Annotated in this window: 11 protein-coding genes, 1 tRNA gene and 3 rRNA genes; 9 read left to right on the top strand and 6 right to left on the bottom strand. The window is 51.0% G+C overall.

Features of this window, described 5'->3' with window-relative positions:
- Positions 1-221: 221 nt before the first annotated feature.
- Positions 222-992 carry a DeoR/GlpR family DNA-binding transcription regulator gene (locus K5621_RS19850; protein ID WP_025011733.1) on the top strand — a complete coding sequence of 257 codons (771 nt, stop codon included), beginning with the start codon at positions 222-224 and terminating at the stop codon, positions 990-992.
- Between the two features lie 25 nt (positions 993-1,017).
- Positions 1,018-2,847: a glutamine--fructose-6-phosphate transaminase (isomerizing) gene (gene glmS / locus K5621_RS19845; RefSeq protein WP_221050121.1), complete on the top strand. Its 1,830-nt coding sequence runs from the start codon at positions 1,018-1,020 to the stop codon at positions 2,845-2,847.
- A gap of 57 nt (positions 2,848-2,904) precedes the next feature.
- Here the strand turns inward: glmS and K5621_RS19840 are convergent, their stop codons facing one another.
- From K5621_RS19840 to K5621_RS19830, 3 genes are all read right to left on the bottom strand, one after another.
- Entirely contained in the window at positions 2,905-3,108 is a 204-nt protein-coding gene (locus K5621_RS19840; protein WP_100143501.1) for a DUF2061 domain-containing protein, read from the bottom strand.
- Between the two features lie 132 nt (positions 3,109-3,240).
- Entirely contained in the window at positions 3,241-4,143 is a 903-nt protein-coding gene (locus K5621_RS19835; protein ID WP_028780956.1) for a 1,4-dihydroxy-2-naphthoyl-CoA synthase, read from the bottom strand.
- Between the two features lie 110 nt (positions 4,144-4,253).
- A complete protein-coding gene (locus K5621_RS19830) occupies positions 4,254-4,604 on the bottom strand; it encodes a hypothetical protein (protein WP_100143500.1) in 351 nt (116 codons plus the stop codon).
- An 87-nt stretch (positions 4,605-4,691) separates the two neighbouring features.
- Between K5621_RS19830 and ccoG the strand changes: the two genes are divergently transcribed.
- The 7 genes from ccoG (at position 4,692) to K5621_RS19795 (ending at position 12,611) form a co-directional block, all read left to right on the top strand.
- Entirely contained in the window at positions 4,692-6,119 is a 1,428-nt protein-coding gene (gene ccoG, locus K5621_RS19825; RefSeq protein WP_221050120.1) for a cytochrome c oxidase accessory protein CcoG, read from the top strand.
- 477 nt (positions 6,120-6,596) lie between these two features.
- Positions 6,597-8,141 (top strand): 16S ribosomal RNA (locus tag K5621_RS19820).
- 289 nt (positions 8,142-8,430) lie between these two features.
- Positions 8,431-11,322 (top strand): 23S ribosomal RNA (locus tag K5621_RS19815).
- A gap of 100 nt (positions 11,323-11,422) precedes the next feature.
- Positions 11,423-11,538, top strand: a 5S ribosomal RNA gene (rrf, locus tag K5621_RS19810).
- Together the 16S, 23S and 5S rRNA genes with 1 tRNA gene alongside form the textbook arrangement of a ribosomal RNA operon.
- Positions 11,539-11,575: 37 nt before the next feature.
- Positions 11,576-11,652: transfer RNA gene (locus K5621_RS19805), tRNA-Asp, on the top strand.
- A gap of 242 nt (positions 11,653-11,894) precedes the next feature.
- Positions 11,895-12,149 carry a YkgJ family cysteine cluster protein gene (locus K5621_RS19800; RefSeq protein WP_221050119.1) on the top strand — a complete coding sequence of 85 codons (255 nt, stop codon included), beginning with the start codon at positions 11,895-11,897 and terminating at the stop codon, positions 12,147-12,149.
- Between the two features lie 9 nt (positions 12,150-12,158).
- The gene (locus K5621_RS19795) at positions 12,159-12,611 is read left to right on the top strand and encodes an Rrf2 family transcriptional regulator (protein WP_221050118.1); all 453 of its coding nucleotides are present in this window, start codon (positions 12,159-12,161) and stop codon (positions 12,609-12,611) included.
- Here K5621_RS19795 and K5621_RS19790 read toward each other — a convergent pair whose 3' ends face one another.
- From K5621_RS19790 to K5621_RS19780, 3 genes are read right to left on the bottom strand one after another with little or no spacing between them, the layout of a single operon-like run.
- Positions 12,612-13,361: a divergent polysaccharide deacetylase family protein gene (locus tag K5621_RS19790; RefSeq protein ID WP_221050117.1), complete on the bottom strand. Its 750-nt coding sequence runs from the start codon at positions 13,359-13,361 to the stop codon at positions 12,612-12,614. It lies immediately after the preceding gene.
- A gap of 14 nt (positions 13,362-13,375) precedes the next feature.
- Positions 13,376-14,581 carry a S41 family peptidase gene (locus K5621_RS19785; RefSeq protein WP_221050116.1) on the bottom strand — a complete coding sequence of 402 codons (1,206 nt, stop codon included), beginning with the start codon at positions 14,579-14,581 and terminating at the stop codon, positions 13,376-13,378.
- Between the two features lie 32 nt (positions 14,582-14,613).
- Positions 14,614-15,750, bottom strand: a complete 1,137-nt coding sequence (locus K5621_RS19780; protein ID WP_100143187.1) for a murein hydrolase activator EnvC family protein — start codon at positions 15,748-15,750, stop codon at positions 14,614-14,616.
- Between the last annotated feature and the right edge of the window lie 4 nt (positions 15,751-15,754).

The following is a 15,754-nucleotide window of genomic DNA, read 5'->3' as shown; positions in this document are numbered from 1 at the left end:
GATAACATGCTAACAGCAATGCCGGTCACACCAGTGGCTGGCATTTTTTATGGATGAAATCTAATTCTTTCGGCTTCTAGGGGCGTGCCTAGACTCGTGCCGCCTTTAAGGCATGCCTGTATATCGGCTGAACTACTAACGGGCTTTTTTCACTCTGCAATTGCGTTTAGGTTTCGAAGTTATATAATTCGCCTTTCGAATCGAAACTTATTCAGTCTGGAATGACCAAACGCAACACTCAACAAAGGCGTCACGCCATAGTTACCCTGCTGCAGCAGCAGGGTGAAGTCAGTGTAGATGCCTTGGCGCTGAAGTTTGAAACTTCGGAAGTGACCATACGTAAAGATTTGGCAGCCCTGGAGAAAACCGGTTTGCTGCTGCGTCGTTATGGTGGCGCCGTCGTCGTTCCTCAAGAGATGACCCAGACCTTGTCTGAACCGCCTTCCCGCAATAAGTTGGCCATAGCTCAGGCTGCTGCCGGGCTTATCAAAGATCATAACCGCATCATCATAGATTGTGGCAGCACCACTTTGGGGCTTATACCTGAGCTCAATGATAAGCGCGGGCTGGTGGTTATGACCAACTCCCTGCAACTGGCCAATGCGATACATGAATTGGAAAACGAGCCCACACTCTTGATGACAGGGGGCACTTGGGATCCTCACTCCGAATCTTTTCAAGGACAGGTGGCTGAGCAAGTACTGCGTTCCTACAACTTTGACCAGCTTTTTATCGGCGCCGATGGCATTGACTTGCAGCGAGGCACCACCACTTTCAATGAGTTAATTGGACTCAGCCGGGTGATGGCGGAAGTCTCCCGAGATGTGGTGGTGTTGCTCGAATCGGAAAAGGTGGGTCGCAGAATTCCTAATCTTGAGTTGCCCTGGGAGTTGGTCACTACCCTGGTGACAGATGACAGGCTGCCTGATGCAGCCGCTGAAAGTATTTCAAATCAAGGGGTAAAGCTGATCTTAGCCCCTTTTACAGCATAAACTTTTAAATTAAGCGGATATTGATATGTGTGGAATTGTTGGCGCAGTAGCGCAGCGGGATGTAGCTGAAATCTTGATAGAGGGGCTGAAACGCCTGGAATATCGTGGCTATGATTCGGCCGGTGTGGCTGTCATTCACCAAGGTGAACTGACCCGTACCCGCAGAGTTGGCAAGGTGCAGGAGTTGGCCGATGCTTTGCAAACGGCTCCTTTGGCCGGTGGTACCGGCATCGCCCATACCCGTTGGGCGACCCATGGTGAGCCCAGTGAACGCAACGCGCATCCACATCAATCCGGCAGCGACATAGCCGTGGTGCACAACGGGATTATTGAAAATCACGCTAAATTGCGGGAGATGCTCAAGGGCTTGGGGTATCAGTTCAACTCAGATACAGATACAGAAGTCATTTGTCATCTGGTCGACCATGAGCTTAAGTCTGCCCCCAGTTTGCTGGCGGCGGTACAAGCCACGGTGAAACAACTGGAAGGTGCCTATGGCACTGTGGTCATCGACCGCCGTGACCCTGAACGGCTGGTGGTCGCTCGCAGTGGCAGCCCATTGGTGATAGGTTTTGGTCTGGGAGAAAACTTCGTCGCCTCGGATCAACTGGCACTGCTGCCGGTGACTCGTACTTTTGCCTTCCTGGAAGAGGGTGATGTTGCCGAAGTGACTCGCCGTGAGGTCCATATTTATGATCTTGACGGTAACCCGGTTGTACGTGAAAAGAAAGAGTCTGAAATCACCCATGATGCCGGTGACAAGGGCGAGTATCGTCACTATATGCTTAAAGAGATCTATGAGCAGCCCATGGCGCTGGCCCGTACTCTCGAAGGCCGAATTGCCCAGCAACAGGTGCTGGATACTGCCTTTGGTGATAATGCAGCCGAGCTTCTCAAAGATATCAAACACGTACAGATCATTGCCTGTGGTACCAGTTACCATGCCGGTATGGCGGCACGTTATTGGTTGGAAGATTGGGCCGGCGTTTCCTGTAATGTGGAAATTGCCTCTGAATTCCGCTACCGCAAGTCGCATCTGTTCCCCAACAGCCTGTTGGTCACCATTTCTCAATCCGGTGAAACGGCCGATACCCTGGCGGCAATGCGTTTGGCCAAAGAGATGGGGTATAAGGCAACCTTGACCATATGTAACGCCCCTGGATCCTCGCTGGTTCGCGAGTCCGATATGGCATATATGATGAAAGCCGGTGCCGAGATAGGTGTGGCTTCCACCAAGGCCTTTACCGTGCAGTTGGCCGGTTTGTTGATGCTGACGGCGGCACTGGGACGTTATAACAACATGAGTGTGGAAATGCAGGCGGCAATCGCCCAGAGTCTACAGTCTATGCCGGCTAAAGTGGAGCAGGCTCTGGGGTTGGATGATGCCATTGCCGAGTTGGCAGAAGACTTTGCCGATAAGAGCCATGCCCTGTTCCTGGGACGTGGCGATCAGTACCCCATAGCGATGGAAGGCGCGCTGAAGCTGAAGGAGATTTCCTATATTCATGCCGAGGCTTATGCATCCGGAGAGCTGAAACATGGGCCATTGGCGCTGATCGATGCCGACATGCCTGTGATAGTGGTGGCACCCAATAATGAACTGCTTGAAAAGCTCAAGTCGAATGTGGAAGAAGTACGTGCCCGTGGTGGCTTGATGTATGTGTTTGCCGATGTTGATGCTGAATTTGCATCCGATGACACCATGAAGGTAATACCTGTGCCACATTGTGATGAGTTTATGGCACCGCTTATTTACACCATTCCGCTGCAGTTGCTGTCATACCATGTTGCCCTGATCAAAGGGACTGATGTGGATCAGCCAAGAAACTTGGCCAAGTCGGTTACTGTGGAGTAATTGGCCGGAATCAAGCGCAAGCCTGAAAGTGTTGCCACTAATCGCCTGAGTGTATGCTCAGGCGGTTAATTGCGTCAGCCGCTGCTGCTTTTTTGCTTCGTATCTCTTCCAGACTTTTTCGTGGAAGTAGAAAACAACAGTGTTGATGCTGGGTTCTACCAGGGCCACGGCACCACCGATAAGTGCACTGCCGGTAAGCAGATAAGTGATGGTAAAGGCTACGCTGAAGTGCAGTATGGCAAAGGTCATTGTCTTAATCATGGCGGTTCTCCTCTCCTGATAATTTAATGATAATAATTCTCATTAATAATTAAAAGAGGGTTTAACAGATTAATTTGACCGTTTTTATCTATTAAAAAGGCCGCTTATGCGGCCTTTAATCGTCTAAGACTATCAGTAATGCCAAGGGAAGCTGGAAAAGTCCTGATCGCGTTTTTCAAGAAAGGCGTCTCGGCCTTCCTGGGCCTCGGCTGTGCCATAGGCCAAACGGGTCGCTTCTCCGGCAAACAGTTGCTGGCCAACCAAACCATCATCAGGCAGGTTAAAGCCATATTTGAGCATGCGCATTGCAGTTGGGGACTTGGAATTGATCTCCTTGGCCCAGCGCAGAGCTTCGGTTTCAAGTTCTGCATGAGGAACCGAACGGTTAACCATGCCCATGGCAAAGGCTTCATCGGCACTGTAGTTAAAGCCACAGAAAAATATTTCTCTTGCCCGCTTCTGACCTATCATCTTCGCCAGATAAGCACTGCCATAGCCGGAATCAAAGCTGGCTACATCCGGGTCTGTCTGTTTGAAAACGGCGTGTTCTTTCGATGCCAGTGTCAGATCGCACACCACATGCAGGCTGTGACCGCCACCAACCGCCCAACCGGGAACAACGGCTATGACGACCTTGGGCATAAAGCGGATCAAGCGCTGCACTTCGAGAATATGCAGGCGGCCCATGCGAGCCAAATCGGCCTTGCCGGCTTCCTCACCTTCATATTTGTAGCCGTCTTTGCCGCGAATACGCTGATCGCCACCGGAGGAGAAGGAATATTGCCCTTTGGCCGATGGACCATTACCTGTTAACAGCACACAACCTACATCAGACCATTGCCGGGCGTGGTCCAGAGCTATGTAAAGTTCATCAACTGTCTTGGGACGAAAAGCGTTCAGGCAGTCGGGACGGTTAATGGCAATTCGCACCGTACCTTGGGATTTGGCTCTGTGGTAAGTGATGTCTTCAAAAGCGAACCCGGCAACCTCTTCCCACAATTCAGGTTCAAAAGTATCGGAAACAAAAGATGTCATAACAAACAGCCCCTATATTGATAATGGCTCAAAGGCTAGGTGGATTGGCGTGGGAGGTCAATGATTTCAGGTGCGGGTTTTGCAACAGTCGACAAAACCCGGTGCTTTATTCAGAGGTTATCGCAGATGAATAACAGATTATCTTTGCTGAAAACTGGATGAGATATGACATTGCCACGACAATACTCGTCTTTGAAGTCCATCAGGGTATCTGGCGTGGTCAGTATGCCGTCCAGCTCCTGCAGCTCAGAAGCCGACAAGCGCTCGGCAATATCGGCCTTGAGGCGGGCCTTTTTCTGATCGAGACGAATGATCTGCGTGCCCGTCATGGCATCCAGCTTGCGTTCAATTTTCTTTACTAATGCTTCGGTTTGGGCAATGGGCTCATCGAGCTTATCCGTCTGAGTGACCAGGTAATAAAGCACTCCGGCCAATATTGCCAAAATAATCCAGCCTTTCATCATTTAGTCCAACTAAGGTTAATAACCCTTGTGTTACAAGGTATAATACGCCATTTTTTATACAATAAGCAGTAAAAGGCTGTAAAGATGAGTGAAGAGTCGAGCAATAAGGATTATTCGAAAGCCAATCGAATCAAGATTCACCAGCCTGATGCGAGTAAAGCAGACCGCTTTAATCCTCGCAATCGAATTTACGTTCGTGCGGTTGACGGTCTATGGAGTACTTTAAGGCGGCGTATGGGATGGATAGCCATGCTGTTTTTCCTCATCCTGCCCTGGCTTCCATGGGGGGATAGGCAGGCAGTCTGGTTTAACCTGGCGGAGCAGAAGTTTCATGTATTTGGCCTGACTATCTGGCCTCAGGATCTAACGTTGCTGGCGGCCTTGTTTATGATTGCCGCCTTCGCACTGTTTTTTGTCACTACCTACTTGGGAAGGGTCTGGTGCGGCTACACCTGCCCGCAGACAGTGTGGACCTTCATCTTTATCTGGTTTGAAGAAAAGCTCGAAGGGGCACGCAACAAAAGGATGAAGTTGGATCAGATGCCCTGGAGTTTTGACAAGCTCTGGCGCAAAACGGCCAAGCATACTGCCTGGTTGCTGATCTCCCTGCTGACGGCCATGACCTTTGTGTCTTACTTTGTGCCCTCCAGAGAAGTATACCTAGAGGTGTTTACCTTACAGGCCAGCGGCGCCGTGTACTTCTGGGTCATTCTCTTCACTCTGGCTACCTATGGTAATGCCGGCTGGATGCGGGAAATCATGTGTATTCACATGTGTCCCTATGCGCGTTTCCAGGCGGCCATGTTCGATAAGAACACCTATATTGTTGGCTATGACACCAAGCGTGGTGAAACTCGCGGTCCCCGCTCCCGTAAGGCTGATCCCAAAGCTTTAGGGCTGGGCGACTGTATCGATTGCGATCTCTGTGTCCAGGTCTGTCCGACAGGGATTGATATCCGTAATGGCCTGCAGTACGAATGTATCAACTGCGGCGCCTGTATCGATGCTTGTGACTCCACCATGGAGCGTATGGGATATGCCAAAGGCCTTATCAGTTACACCACGGAAAACAAACTGGAAGGGATCAAGGAAAAAGTGCTGCGTCCCAAGCTGGTGGGCTATGGTGTTGTGCTTACTGCGATGATTTTGGTGTTTATCTACGCCAGTGCCAATATCGCCCCTGTGCGCATCGATATCATTCGTGACCGGAATCAGCTCTATACCGAGAATACTCAGGGGATGACAGAGAATACCTTCACTTTGAAGATATTGAACAAAACGGAAACGGCTCACGAGTACCAGATGCACATAGATGGGTTGAATAACTATAAGTGGTATGGCCCACAAACAGTGCAGGTTGCGGCTGGTGAAGTATTGACGCTGCCTATCAGTGTGGCGGTCGACCCTGTGGAGCTGAAACGTCCCATTACCAAGATAGACTTTATTGTCACAACCGAAGTCAATGGTGAGACGGTTGAAGCCAAACAGGAGTCCCGCTTCTTCGGACCTTAAGCCTTAAGAAACGATGCTAGATAGATAAAAAGGGGCGTGAGCCCCTTTTTTCATCAAAAAGTATCGCTTTTTTGGCCGTTTGGCTGCTTTTATGAGCGAACGATAAATTAATCCTGTTTTTCTTAGATTTAGCCCTTGCACAAAAGTTCAGGCTCCCTATAATGCGCTCCCACTGACACGGCACAGCGGCAACGCGAAAGACGTGACAGGGTCGAAGAAAAGAGGCTCTTGAGTCCTTTCAACAACAGGCGAAAAAAGATGGTAAATACCTCTTGACGCCGCAGCAGGAAAGCGTAGAATACGCAGCCCTGACCCGATGGCCGCAGCGCCTAAGGGATTGCTCTTTAACAAGATAAACAAGCAAATCTGTGTGGACACTCACAGGCATTGAGAAATCGACAAAACGATTTAACTCGATGAAGAGTGTTCATACGAACAGAATTCATTGAGTCGAACCTTCGGGTTCAACCAAAACTTTAATTGAAGAGTTTGATCATGGCTCAGATTGAACGCTGGCGGCAGGCCTAACACATGCAAGTCGAGCGGTAACATTTCAAAAGCTTGCTTTTGAAGATGACGAGCGGCGGACGGGTGAGTAATGCCTGGGAATTTGCCCATTTGTGGGGGATAACAGTTGGAAACGACTGCTAATACCGCATACGCCCTACGGGGGAAAGCAGGGGACCTTCGGGCCTTGCGCTGATGGATAAGCCCAGGTGGGATTAGCTAGTAGGTGAGGTAAAGGCTCACCTAGGCGACGATCCCTAGCTGGTCTGAGAGGATGATCAGCCACACTGGGACTGAGACACGGCCCAGACTCCTACGGGAGGCAGCAGTGGGGAATATTGCACAATGGGGGAAACCCTGATGCAGCCATGCCGCGTGTGTGAAGAAGGCCTTCGGGTTGTAAAGCACTTTCAGCGAGGAGGAAAGGTTAGTAGTTAATACCTGCTAGCTGTGACGTTACTCGCAGAAGAAGCACCGGCTAACTCCGTGCCAGCAGCCGCGGTAATACGGAGGGTGCGAGCGTTAATCGGAATTACTGGGCGTAAAGCGTGCGCAGGCGGTTTGTTAAGCGAGATGTGAAAGCCCCGGGCTCAACCTGGGAACCGCATTTCGAACTGGCAAACTAGAGTCTTGTAGAGGGGGGTAGAATTCCAGGTGTAGCGGTGAAATGCGTAGAGATCTGGAGGAATACCGGTGGCGAAGGCGGCCCCCTGGACAAAGACTGACGCTCAGGCACGAAAGCGTGGGGAGCAAACAGGATTAGATACCCTGGTAGTCCACGCCGTAAACGATGTCTACTCGGAGTTTGGTGTCTTGAACACTGGGCTCTCAAGCTAACGCATTAAGTAGACCGCCTGGGGAGTACGGCCGCAAGGTTAAAACTCAAATGAATTGACGGGGGCCCGCACAAGCGGTGGAGCATGTGGTTTAATTCGATGCAACGCGAAGAACCTTACCTACTCTTGACATCCAGAGAACTTTCCAGAGATGGATTGGTGCCTTCGGGAACTCTGAGACAGGTGCTGCATGGCTGTCGTCAGCTCGTGTTGTGAAATGTTGGGTTAAGTCCCGCAACGAGCGCAACCCCTATCCTTACTTGCCAGCGGGTAATGCCGGGAACTTTAGGGAGACTGCCGGTGATAAACCGGAGGAAGGTGGGGACGACGTCAAGTCATCATGGCCCTTACGAGTAGGGCTACACACGTGCTACAATGGTCGGTACAGAGGGTTGCGAAGCCGCGAGGTGGAGCTAATCTCATAAAGCCGGTCGTAGTCCGGATTGGAGTCTGCAACTCGACTCCATGAAGTCGGAATCGCTAGTAATCGTGGATCAGAATGCCACGGTGAATACGTTCCCGGGCCTTGTACACACCGCCCGTCACACCATGGGAGTGGGCTGCACCAGAAGTAGATAGCTTAACCTTCGGGAGGGCGTTTACCACGGTGTGGTTCATGACTGGGGTGAAGTCGTAACAAGGTAGCCCTAGGGGAACCTGGGGCTGGATCACCTCCTTACCTAAGCGATAATTGGTGTTTGTTGAGTGTTCACACAGATTGCTTGTTCATAGAGCAGGCCGTTGACCCTGGTAGGTCAATGAGTTCTTTAACAATTTGGAAAGCTGATAGTAGACATCAAAACCACTCTTAGGAGTTGGAATTGATGCATACAAATTGAGTTCTCAAACACTTCAATCAAGTGTTTTGGAAATTCTTCAAGGCGAGTCCACTTCCTTAACCCGGAGGTGAGACAAGTAAACCTAAGCTGGTTGCAATACAAACCGATGAAAACTCATCCGGGTTGTATGGTTAAGCGACCAAGCGTATACGGTGGATGCCTTGGCAGTCAGAGGCGATGAAGGACGTAGTAACTTGCGAAAAGCGTTGGTGAGCTAGTAACAAGCATTTGAGCCAGCGATGTCCGAATGGGGAAACCCGGCACCATAAGGTGTCATCAATACGTGAATACATAGCGTATTGAGGCGAACGAGGGGAACTGAAACATCTAAGTACCCTTAGGAAAAGAAATCAACCGAGATTCCCCAAGTAGCGGCGAGCGAACGGGGATTAGCCCTTAAGTCTTTGGGGTGTTAGTGGAATGTGTTGGAAAGCACAGCGGCACAGGGTGATAGCCCCGTACATGTAAACTAACCAGAGATGAAAACGAGTAAGGCGGCACACGTGATATGTTGTCTGAATATGGGGGGACCATCCTCCAAGGCTAAATACTCCTGACTGACCGATAGTGAACCAGTACCGTGAGGGAAAGGCGAAAAGAACCCCTGTGAGGGGAGTGAAATAGAACCTGAAACCGTATACGTACAAGCAGTGGAAGCGGTACTTGAGACCGTGACTGCGTACCTTTTGTATAATGGGTCAGCGACTTACATTTAGTAGCGAGGTTAAGCGAATAGCGGAGCCGTAGGGAAACCGAGTGTTAACTGCGCGTTTAGTTGCTAGGTGTAGACCCGAAACCCGGTGATCTAGCCATGGGCAGGTTGAAGGTTGAGTAACATCAACTGGAGGACCGAACCGACTAATGTTGAAAAATTAGCGGATGACTTGTGGCTGGGGGTGAAAGGCCAATCAAACCGGGAGATATCTGGTTCTCCTCGAAAGCTATTTAGGTAGCGCCTCGGACGAACACCTTTGGGGGTAGAGCACTGTTAAGGCTAGGGGGTCATCCCGACTTACCAACCCTTTGCAAACTCCGAATACCAAAGAGTGCTATCCGGGAGACAGACGGCGGGTGCTAACGTCCGTCGTCAAAAGGGAAACAACCCAGACCGTCAGCTAAGGTCCCAAAGTAATTGCTAAGTGGGAAACGATGTGGGAAGGCTTAGACAGCTAGGATGTTGGCTTAGAAGCAGCCATCATTTAAAGAAAGCGTAATAGCTCACTAGTCGAGTCGGCCTGCGCGGAAGATGTAACGGGGCTAAGCAATTCACCGAAGCTACGGGTACTGATGCTTGCATCAGTGCGGTAGAGGAGCGTTCTGTAAGCCGTTGAAGGCGAAGGGGTAACCCACGCTGGAGGTATCAGAAGTGCGAATGCTGACATGAGTAACGATAAAGGGGGTGAAAAACCCCCTCGCCGAAAGACCAAGGGTTCCTGTCCAACGTTAATCGGGGCAGGGTGAGTCGACCCCTAAGGCGAGGCTGAAAGGCGTAGTCGATGGGAAACGGGTTAATATTCCCGTACTTCTGCTAACTGCGATGGAGAGACGGAGAAGGCTAGGCCAGCGCGGCGTTGGTTGTCCGCGTTTAAGGTAGTAGGTGGTGTGCTTAGGCAAATCCGGGCACACATACACTGAGAGCTGATGACGAGTCCCTACGGGGATGAAGTGGTTGATGCCATGCTTCCAGGAAAATCTTCTAAGCTTCAGGTTAGCAGGAATCGTACCCCAAACCGACACAGGTGGTCGGGTAGAGAATACCAAGGCGCTTGAGAGAACTCGGCTGAAGGAACTAGGCAAAATGGTACCGTAACTTCGGGAGAAGGTACGCTGCCGGCGGTGAAGACCTCGCGTCGTAAGCTGCTGGCAGTCGCAGATACCAGGTGGCTGCAACTGTTTATCAAAAACACAGCACTGTGCAAAATCGCAAGATGACGTATACGGTGTGACGCCTGCCCGGTGCCGGAAGGTTAATTGATTGGGTTATCTTCGGAGAAGCTCATGATCGAAGCCCCGGTAAACGGCGGCCGTAACTATAACGGTCCTAAGGTAGCGAAATTCCTTGTCGGGTAAGTTCCGACCTGCACGAATGGCGTAATGATGGCCACGCTGTCTCCAGCCGAGACTCAGTGAAGTTGAAATTGCGGTGAAGATGCCGTATACCCGCGGCTAGACGGAAAGACCCCGTGAACCTTTACTATAGCTTGGCACTGAACATTGACCCTACATGTGTAGGATAGGTGGGAGACTATGAAGATGAGACGCCAGTCTTGTTGGAGTCAACCTTGAAATACCACCCTTGTAGTGTTGATGTTCTAACCTGGGCCCCTAATCGGGGTTAGGGACAGTGCCTGGTGGGTAGTTTGACTGGGGCGGTCTCCTCCCAAAGAGTAACGGAGGAGCACGAAGGTTGGCTAAGTACGGTCGGACATCGTACGGTTAGTGTAATGGCATAAGCCAGCTTAACTGCGAGACAGACACGTCGAGCAGGTGCGAAAGCAGGTCATAGTGATCCGGTGGTTCTGAATGGAAGGGCCATCGCTCAACGGATAAAAGGTACTCCGGGGATAACAGGCTGATACCGCCCAAGAGTTCATATCGACGGCGGTGTTTGGCACCTCGATGTCGGCTCATCACATCCTGGGGCTGAAGTCGGTCCCAAGGGTATGGCTGTTCGCCATTTAAAGTGGTACGCGAGCTGGGTTCAGAACGTCGTGAGACAGTTCGGTCCCTATCTGCCGTGGGCGTTGGATGATTGAGGGGAGCTGCTCCTAGTACGAGAGGACCGGAGTGGACGAACCGCTGGTGTTCGGGTTGTCATGCCAATGGCATTGCCCGGTAGCTACGTTCGGAATCGATAACCGCTGAAAGCATCTAAGCGGGAAGCGAGCCCCAAGATGAGTCATCCCTAGGTCCTAGAGACCTCTGAAGAGCCGTTCGAGACCAGGACGTTGATAGGCAGGGTGTGTAAGCGTTGCGAGGCGTTGAGCTAACCTGTACTAATGACTCGAGAGGCTTAACCATACAACCCAGATGGGTTTTACGGACTTGAAGAAGTCGATACTTGATTGAAGTTTGAACTCAAGCTCTGAAAAGAGCACAGCTTTCCAGATTACCAAATTTGTCTGGTGACAATAGCATTGTGGTCCCACCTGATCCCATCCCGAACTCAGAAGTGAAACGCAATCGCGCCGATGGTAGTGTGGGGTCTCCCCATGTGAGAGTAGGTCATCGCCAGACGCCCAATTTTAGTAGTGCGCCAAGGCGTAATACTAAAGGAGCGGTAGTTCAGTTGGTTAGAATACCGGCCTGTCACGCCGGGGGTCGCGGGTTCGAGTCCCGTCCGCTCCGCCAACTTAAAGAGAAAGCCTCATCGAAAGATGAGGCTTTTTTCGTTTTAGCTCTTCCTCCATGATTTGCATTGAGTTGCTGCCGTTGTTTGGGTTGTTTCGGGTCTTGATATTGACTAAAGCGAACAGACAAGCAATATGAGACTATATTCGCTTTGACTGGGATTCGCTCGAGTCTGTGACTTGAACACTTACCCGAAACATTTTTGTCGTTATAATGGCCATATTCTATTACAGGTGGTGATTGTGGATTGTCGTATCGGTTGCGGTGCCTGTTGTATAGCTCCCTCCATCAGTAGTGCTATACCTGGAATGCCACAGGGTAAACCCGCTGGGGTTCGCTGTGTGCAGCTGGATGACAACAATCTATGCCGCCTCTTTGGTTCCTCTGAACGTCCCGATGTGTGTAGTGAATTTTCGGCGTCAGTTGATGTATGTGGTAACAACAACGAAGAGGCGCTCTGGCTGATAGGCTCTTTAGAGGTGGAAACCTCTTCCTGAAGGTGAAAGATGCAGTTAACGCGGTATACGGATTTTGGAATAAGAACTCTGATGTATCTGGCTATTCAACCGGAGCGTGAGACTCTGTTTCGAATCGCAGAGATCACTGAAGTTTTTGATCTTTCACCTAATCATGTCTCCAAGATAGTGCATCACTTGGGTAAACTGGGGTATTTACAAACGATACGCGGCAAGAGTGGTGGTTTTCGTTTGGGGATGGCTCCTGAGCAGATCAATGTCGGTGAACTAGTGCGGGCTCTGGAAAACTCTCTGGCGCCTATTGATTGCAGCAAGCCTTATTGTCGACTGACCCCAGCTTGTCAGCTGAAGGGCGTTCTGGCTCAAGCCGTGAATGCCTATCTGGCTGTGCTTGACCGTTATACGCTGGCAGACATTGTCAGTAACCAACAAGAGTTGCGAGCCTTGCTGCCGGATCTGGAAATCCCTGTACTGCAAATCTGATTAAAGTTTTTTGCCAGCCGTATTCTGCTTTTGAGCCAATGTGATTGGTAATAAGCTGGAGGCTGGCACTAGAGTGACCCCTATCTTTGCCAGCTCTGGCAACCTCTTCTTGAGGAATTGTATACTCTCTGGGTAAGGGTGGGCTATCATCAAGGCTTCGCCTTCACTTTGGGCCTTGGCTATTGCCAAGTCCAACTGTCTTTCGAAAGCCTGCTCGGTTAGCTGATTATCCAAGAATACCTGACGTCTCAGCAGCGGAACACCCAAGGCATCTGCCTTCTCGCCAGCTTTAGTGTATCGGGTAGTAACACTGTCGATAAAGAAGTGCTCTTCCTGTTGCAATACTTCCATTAACCAGCCCATAGGTTGCTCGAGTTGAGTCAACAAACTCCCCATATGGTTGTTACTTCCCCTAGCGAAAGGCACGCTCTGCAAGGCTTGTTTGAGAGTTGCTTTAAACTCGGTTTCTGACATCTGGTTGTTGAGTCCACCAGGCCCCATGGTCTTGCCGTTAAGCGCCTGCATAGGGAGGTGCACCATAATTTCGTGGCCCTTGCTGTGAGCCTGGCGAGCCAGTTGTTGCCCGAGTGGGGTATGTGGCAATACAGACAAGGTCACGGCTGAAGGCAAGGACAGGGCGGCCTCATCTGTATGGCGGTAGCCAATATCATCGATGACGATTGCCAGTCTGGCTCCCCACGCGGGAGAGCAACTTACGACCAGCAGTAGTAAGTAGAAACAATAGCGCACGTTTTATATTAATTTTATTTATTTGATTGTATCCATGCCACCGCCGAGTTGATGGCTCTATCGCTGGCGGTATCTGCATGGGGAGATATGAGGTCGATTATAGGCACAGTTTTGTTATCGGAAACAGTATTGGGTGCGATTTTTATATCGGGTTCTACCCCTTTGGCGTTGATATCCTGGCCTTTTGGGGTGGTATAGCGGGCAATGGTCAGCTTGATGGCATTACCATCGACAAGTGTTGGGATCAGGCTTTGTACAGTGCCTTTACCGAAGCTGGTTTCACCTATCACCTTGGCACGGTTGTTCTCCTGCAACGCCGCCGCCAGCACTTCGGAAGCCGAGGCTGAACCGCGATTGATCAGCACTAATATGGGCACGCCGGCTAGCATGGTTTGCGGAGATGCATAATAATCTGAGTTGGCATCGAAGAAGCGTCCTTCGGTAGCGACTATGCGGCCCTCATGGAGAAACAGATCGGCAATTCGAATCGCCTGATCCAGTAAACCGCCGGGATTGTTACGTAAATCCAAAATCAAACCATTTAGTGGCTGCTGTTGCCACTCGCTCAACAGGCGGACCATGTCGCGGGTAGAATCTTCTTGAAAACTTGCCAAACGAATATAACCAATGTCGTTGCTGAGCATCTTTCCAAGCACAGAGTGGATGCTGATAGTGGCCGGTTTGAGGCTGACTTCAAAGCTGACATCCGAGTGAGCATGATGCAGTTGCAGCGATAACTCACGGTTGCTGCTGCTGAATTGCTTTATTTGGCTCAGTACTTGTTCCAGAGACTGTTTGGAAATGAGCTGACCGTTGACTGCGGTAACAATATCGCCGGCCATGATCCCGGCTTGTTCGGCCGGAGAACCGGGAAAAGGCGCGATAATTCTGAGCTTTTCCCCTTCAGTGGACACTTCAAAGCCGTAGCCGAAGTATTCCCCACGGTTGCTGTCTCTGAGGCTGTTCATCTGCTCCGGTTTCAGAAAGCTGGAATAAGGGTCGAGATGTTGGAATATGCCTTCAATGGCGGCATCGACAAGCTCTTTGCGGCTGATATCCCTGACGTAGTAGGTTTCCACTGTATCCATCACATCCAGCAATAATGAAAGCTCGTGGGTGTGACTGGGCTTTGGAAAGTTTTCGTGGCTGGCCAGGCTGAGAGAGACTCCCATGATGATACCCAAGCCAATATACATCAGGTTGCGAATAGAGTTGCCCATGTAGCCCCCTTTGAAGTGGCGGGGGCTGATGATTAGCGCCGACAGTAATTTGCCGGATCGACAGCTTGCCCCTTATGCCTTATTTCAAAGTATAGGCCAGGCTCAGTTTGTCCTCCTGAACGTCCTACCAGTGCCACGGCTTCGCCGGCCTTGACTGAATCGCCTGCGTCTTTCAGCAATGCTTGGGCGTGGCCATAGAGGCTCATATAACCTTTGCCGTGATCGACGACCAGCACCATACCAAAGCCGCGCAACCAATCGGCATAGATCACCTTACCTGCGGCTACAGCACTGACAGACTGGCCCTCCGGAGCGGACAGCATGACGCCTTTCCAGCGCACACTGCCGGAACGCTGACTACCAAAGCTGTTTTTGATCCTGCCCTTGGTGGGCCAGTTGAGGGCGCCACGGGACTTGGCCAATCCTTCCATGCTGGGGCTATCGCGCATGGCAGTCAGGGCTTGCTCGACAACCCGCTTCAGTGAGGCTTCTTCTATCTGCAGTTGCTCCAGCTCCGAGGCCTTACTGCTGATGGTGCGTTGCAGTTCCTTCAGCGTTTGCTGTCGCTGATCCTGTTCTTGATTGAGGCGCTTGGATTGAGCCTTCTGATCCAATACCAGCTGGTTGAGTCGATTGCGTTCCTGTTGCTCGCTCTGCTGCACTGCCGACAATTCCTGGCGGGTCTGTTTCAGTTGTTCTATGGCCTGCATTCTGGCCTTGTTGAGGTAGTCATAGTAAGCCAGCATTCGCTCTATGGTGGCTGGATCCTGCTGATTAAGCAGCATCTTGCTGTAGTCATGATTCCCGGCGAGATAAGCACTGGTCAGCTGCTTGGCCAGGGTTTGCTGTTGGCTTTCTTTGAGCTTGTCCAGCTGTGCGGCTCTTTGCTTTAGCTCGGAGAGACGCTTTTCGGCGTTGCGGAGGGCATTTTCAGTTTGGTTGACCTTGCGGGCGGCATCGGCGATAGCCTGCTCGTCTTTTTTCAGCAGTTGCAGCAGTTTTTCCCGCTGCTTGCCTGTGTCTCTCAGGGCATTTTGCTGAGCGGTGATCTGAGATTGCAGTGCCTTTAACTCGGACTGACGCCGCTCCAGATCGGATGCCTGCAGCTGAGAGGAAAACACGAGAAAGCCAGCAAGTATGCTGGCTTTGGCTAAAATACGCTTCTGCACCGGG

The sequence above is a fragment of the Shewanella carassii genome (assembly GCF_019670705.1).
Lineage (GTDB): Bacteria > Pseudomonadota > Gammaproteobacteria > Enterobacterales > Shewanellaceae > Shewanella > Shewanella carassii.
The sequence above is the reverse complement of the archived record's forward strand: the minus strand, read 5'-3'. Positions and strand labels throughout refer to the sequence as shown.

Bases quoted from the DNA above. Each gene is read 5' to 3' on its own strand.
- K5621_RS19835 (WP_028780956.1), bottom strand. From the start codon at position 4,143: ATGACATCTTTTGTTTCCGATACTTTTGAACCTGAATTGTGGGAAGAG.
- K5621_RS19795 (WP_221050118.1), top strand. From the start codon at position 12,159: ATGCAGTTAACGCGGTATACGGATTTTGGAATAAGAACTCTGATGTAT.
- K5621_RS19850 (WP_025011733.1), top strand. From the start codon at position 222: ATGACCAAACGCAACACTCAACAAAGGCGTCACGCCATAGTTACCCTG.
- K5621_RS19840 (WP_100143501.1), bottom strand. From the start codon at position 3,108: ATGATTAAGACAATGACCTTTGCCATACTGCACTTCAGCGTAGCCTTT.
- K5621_RS19830 (WP_100143500.1), bottom strand. From the start codon at position 4,604: ATGAAAGGCTGGATTATTTTGGCAATATTGGCCGGAGTGCTTTATTAC.
- K5621_RS19785 (WP_221050116.1), bottom strand. From the start codon at position 14,581: ATGGGCAACTCTATTCGCAACCTGATGTATATTGGCTTGGGTATCATC.
- ccoG (WP_221050120.1), top strand. From the start codon at position 4,692: ATGAGTGAAGAGTCGAGCAATAAGGATTATTCGAAAGCCAATCGAATC.
- glmS (WP_221050121.1), top strand. From the start codon at position 1,018: ATGTGTGGAATTGTTGGCGCAGTAGCGCAGCGGGATGTAGCTGAAATC.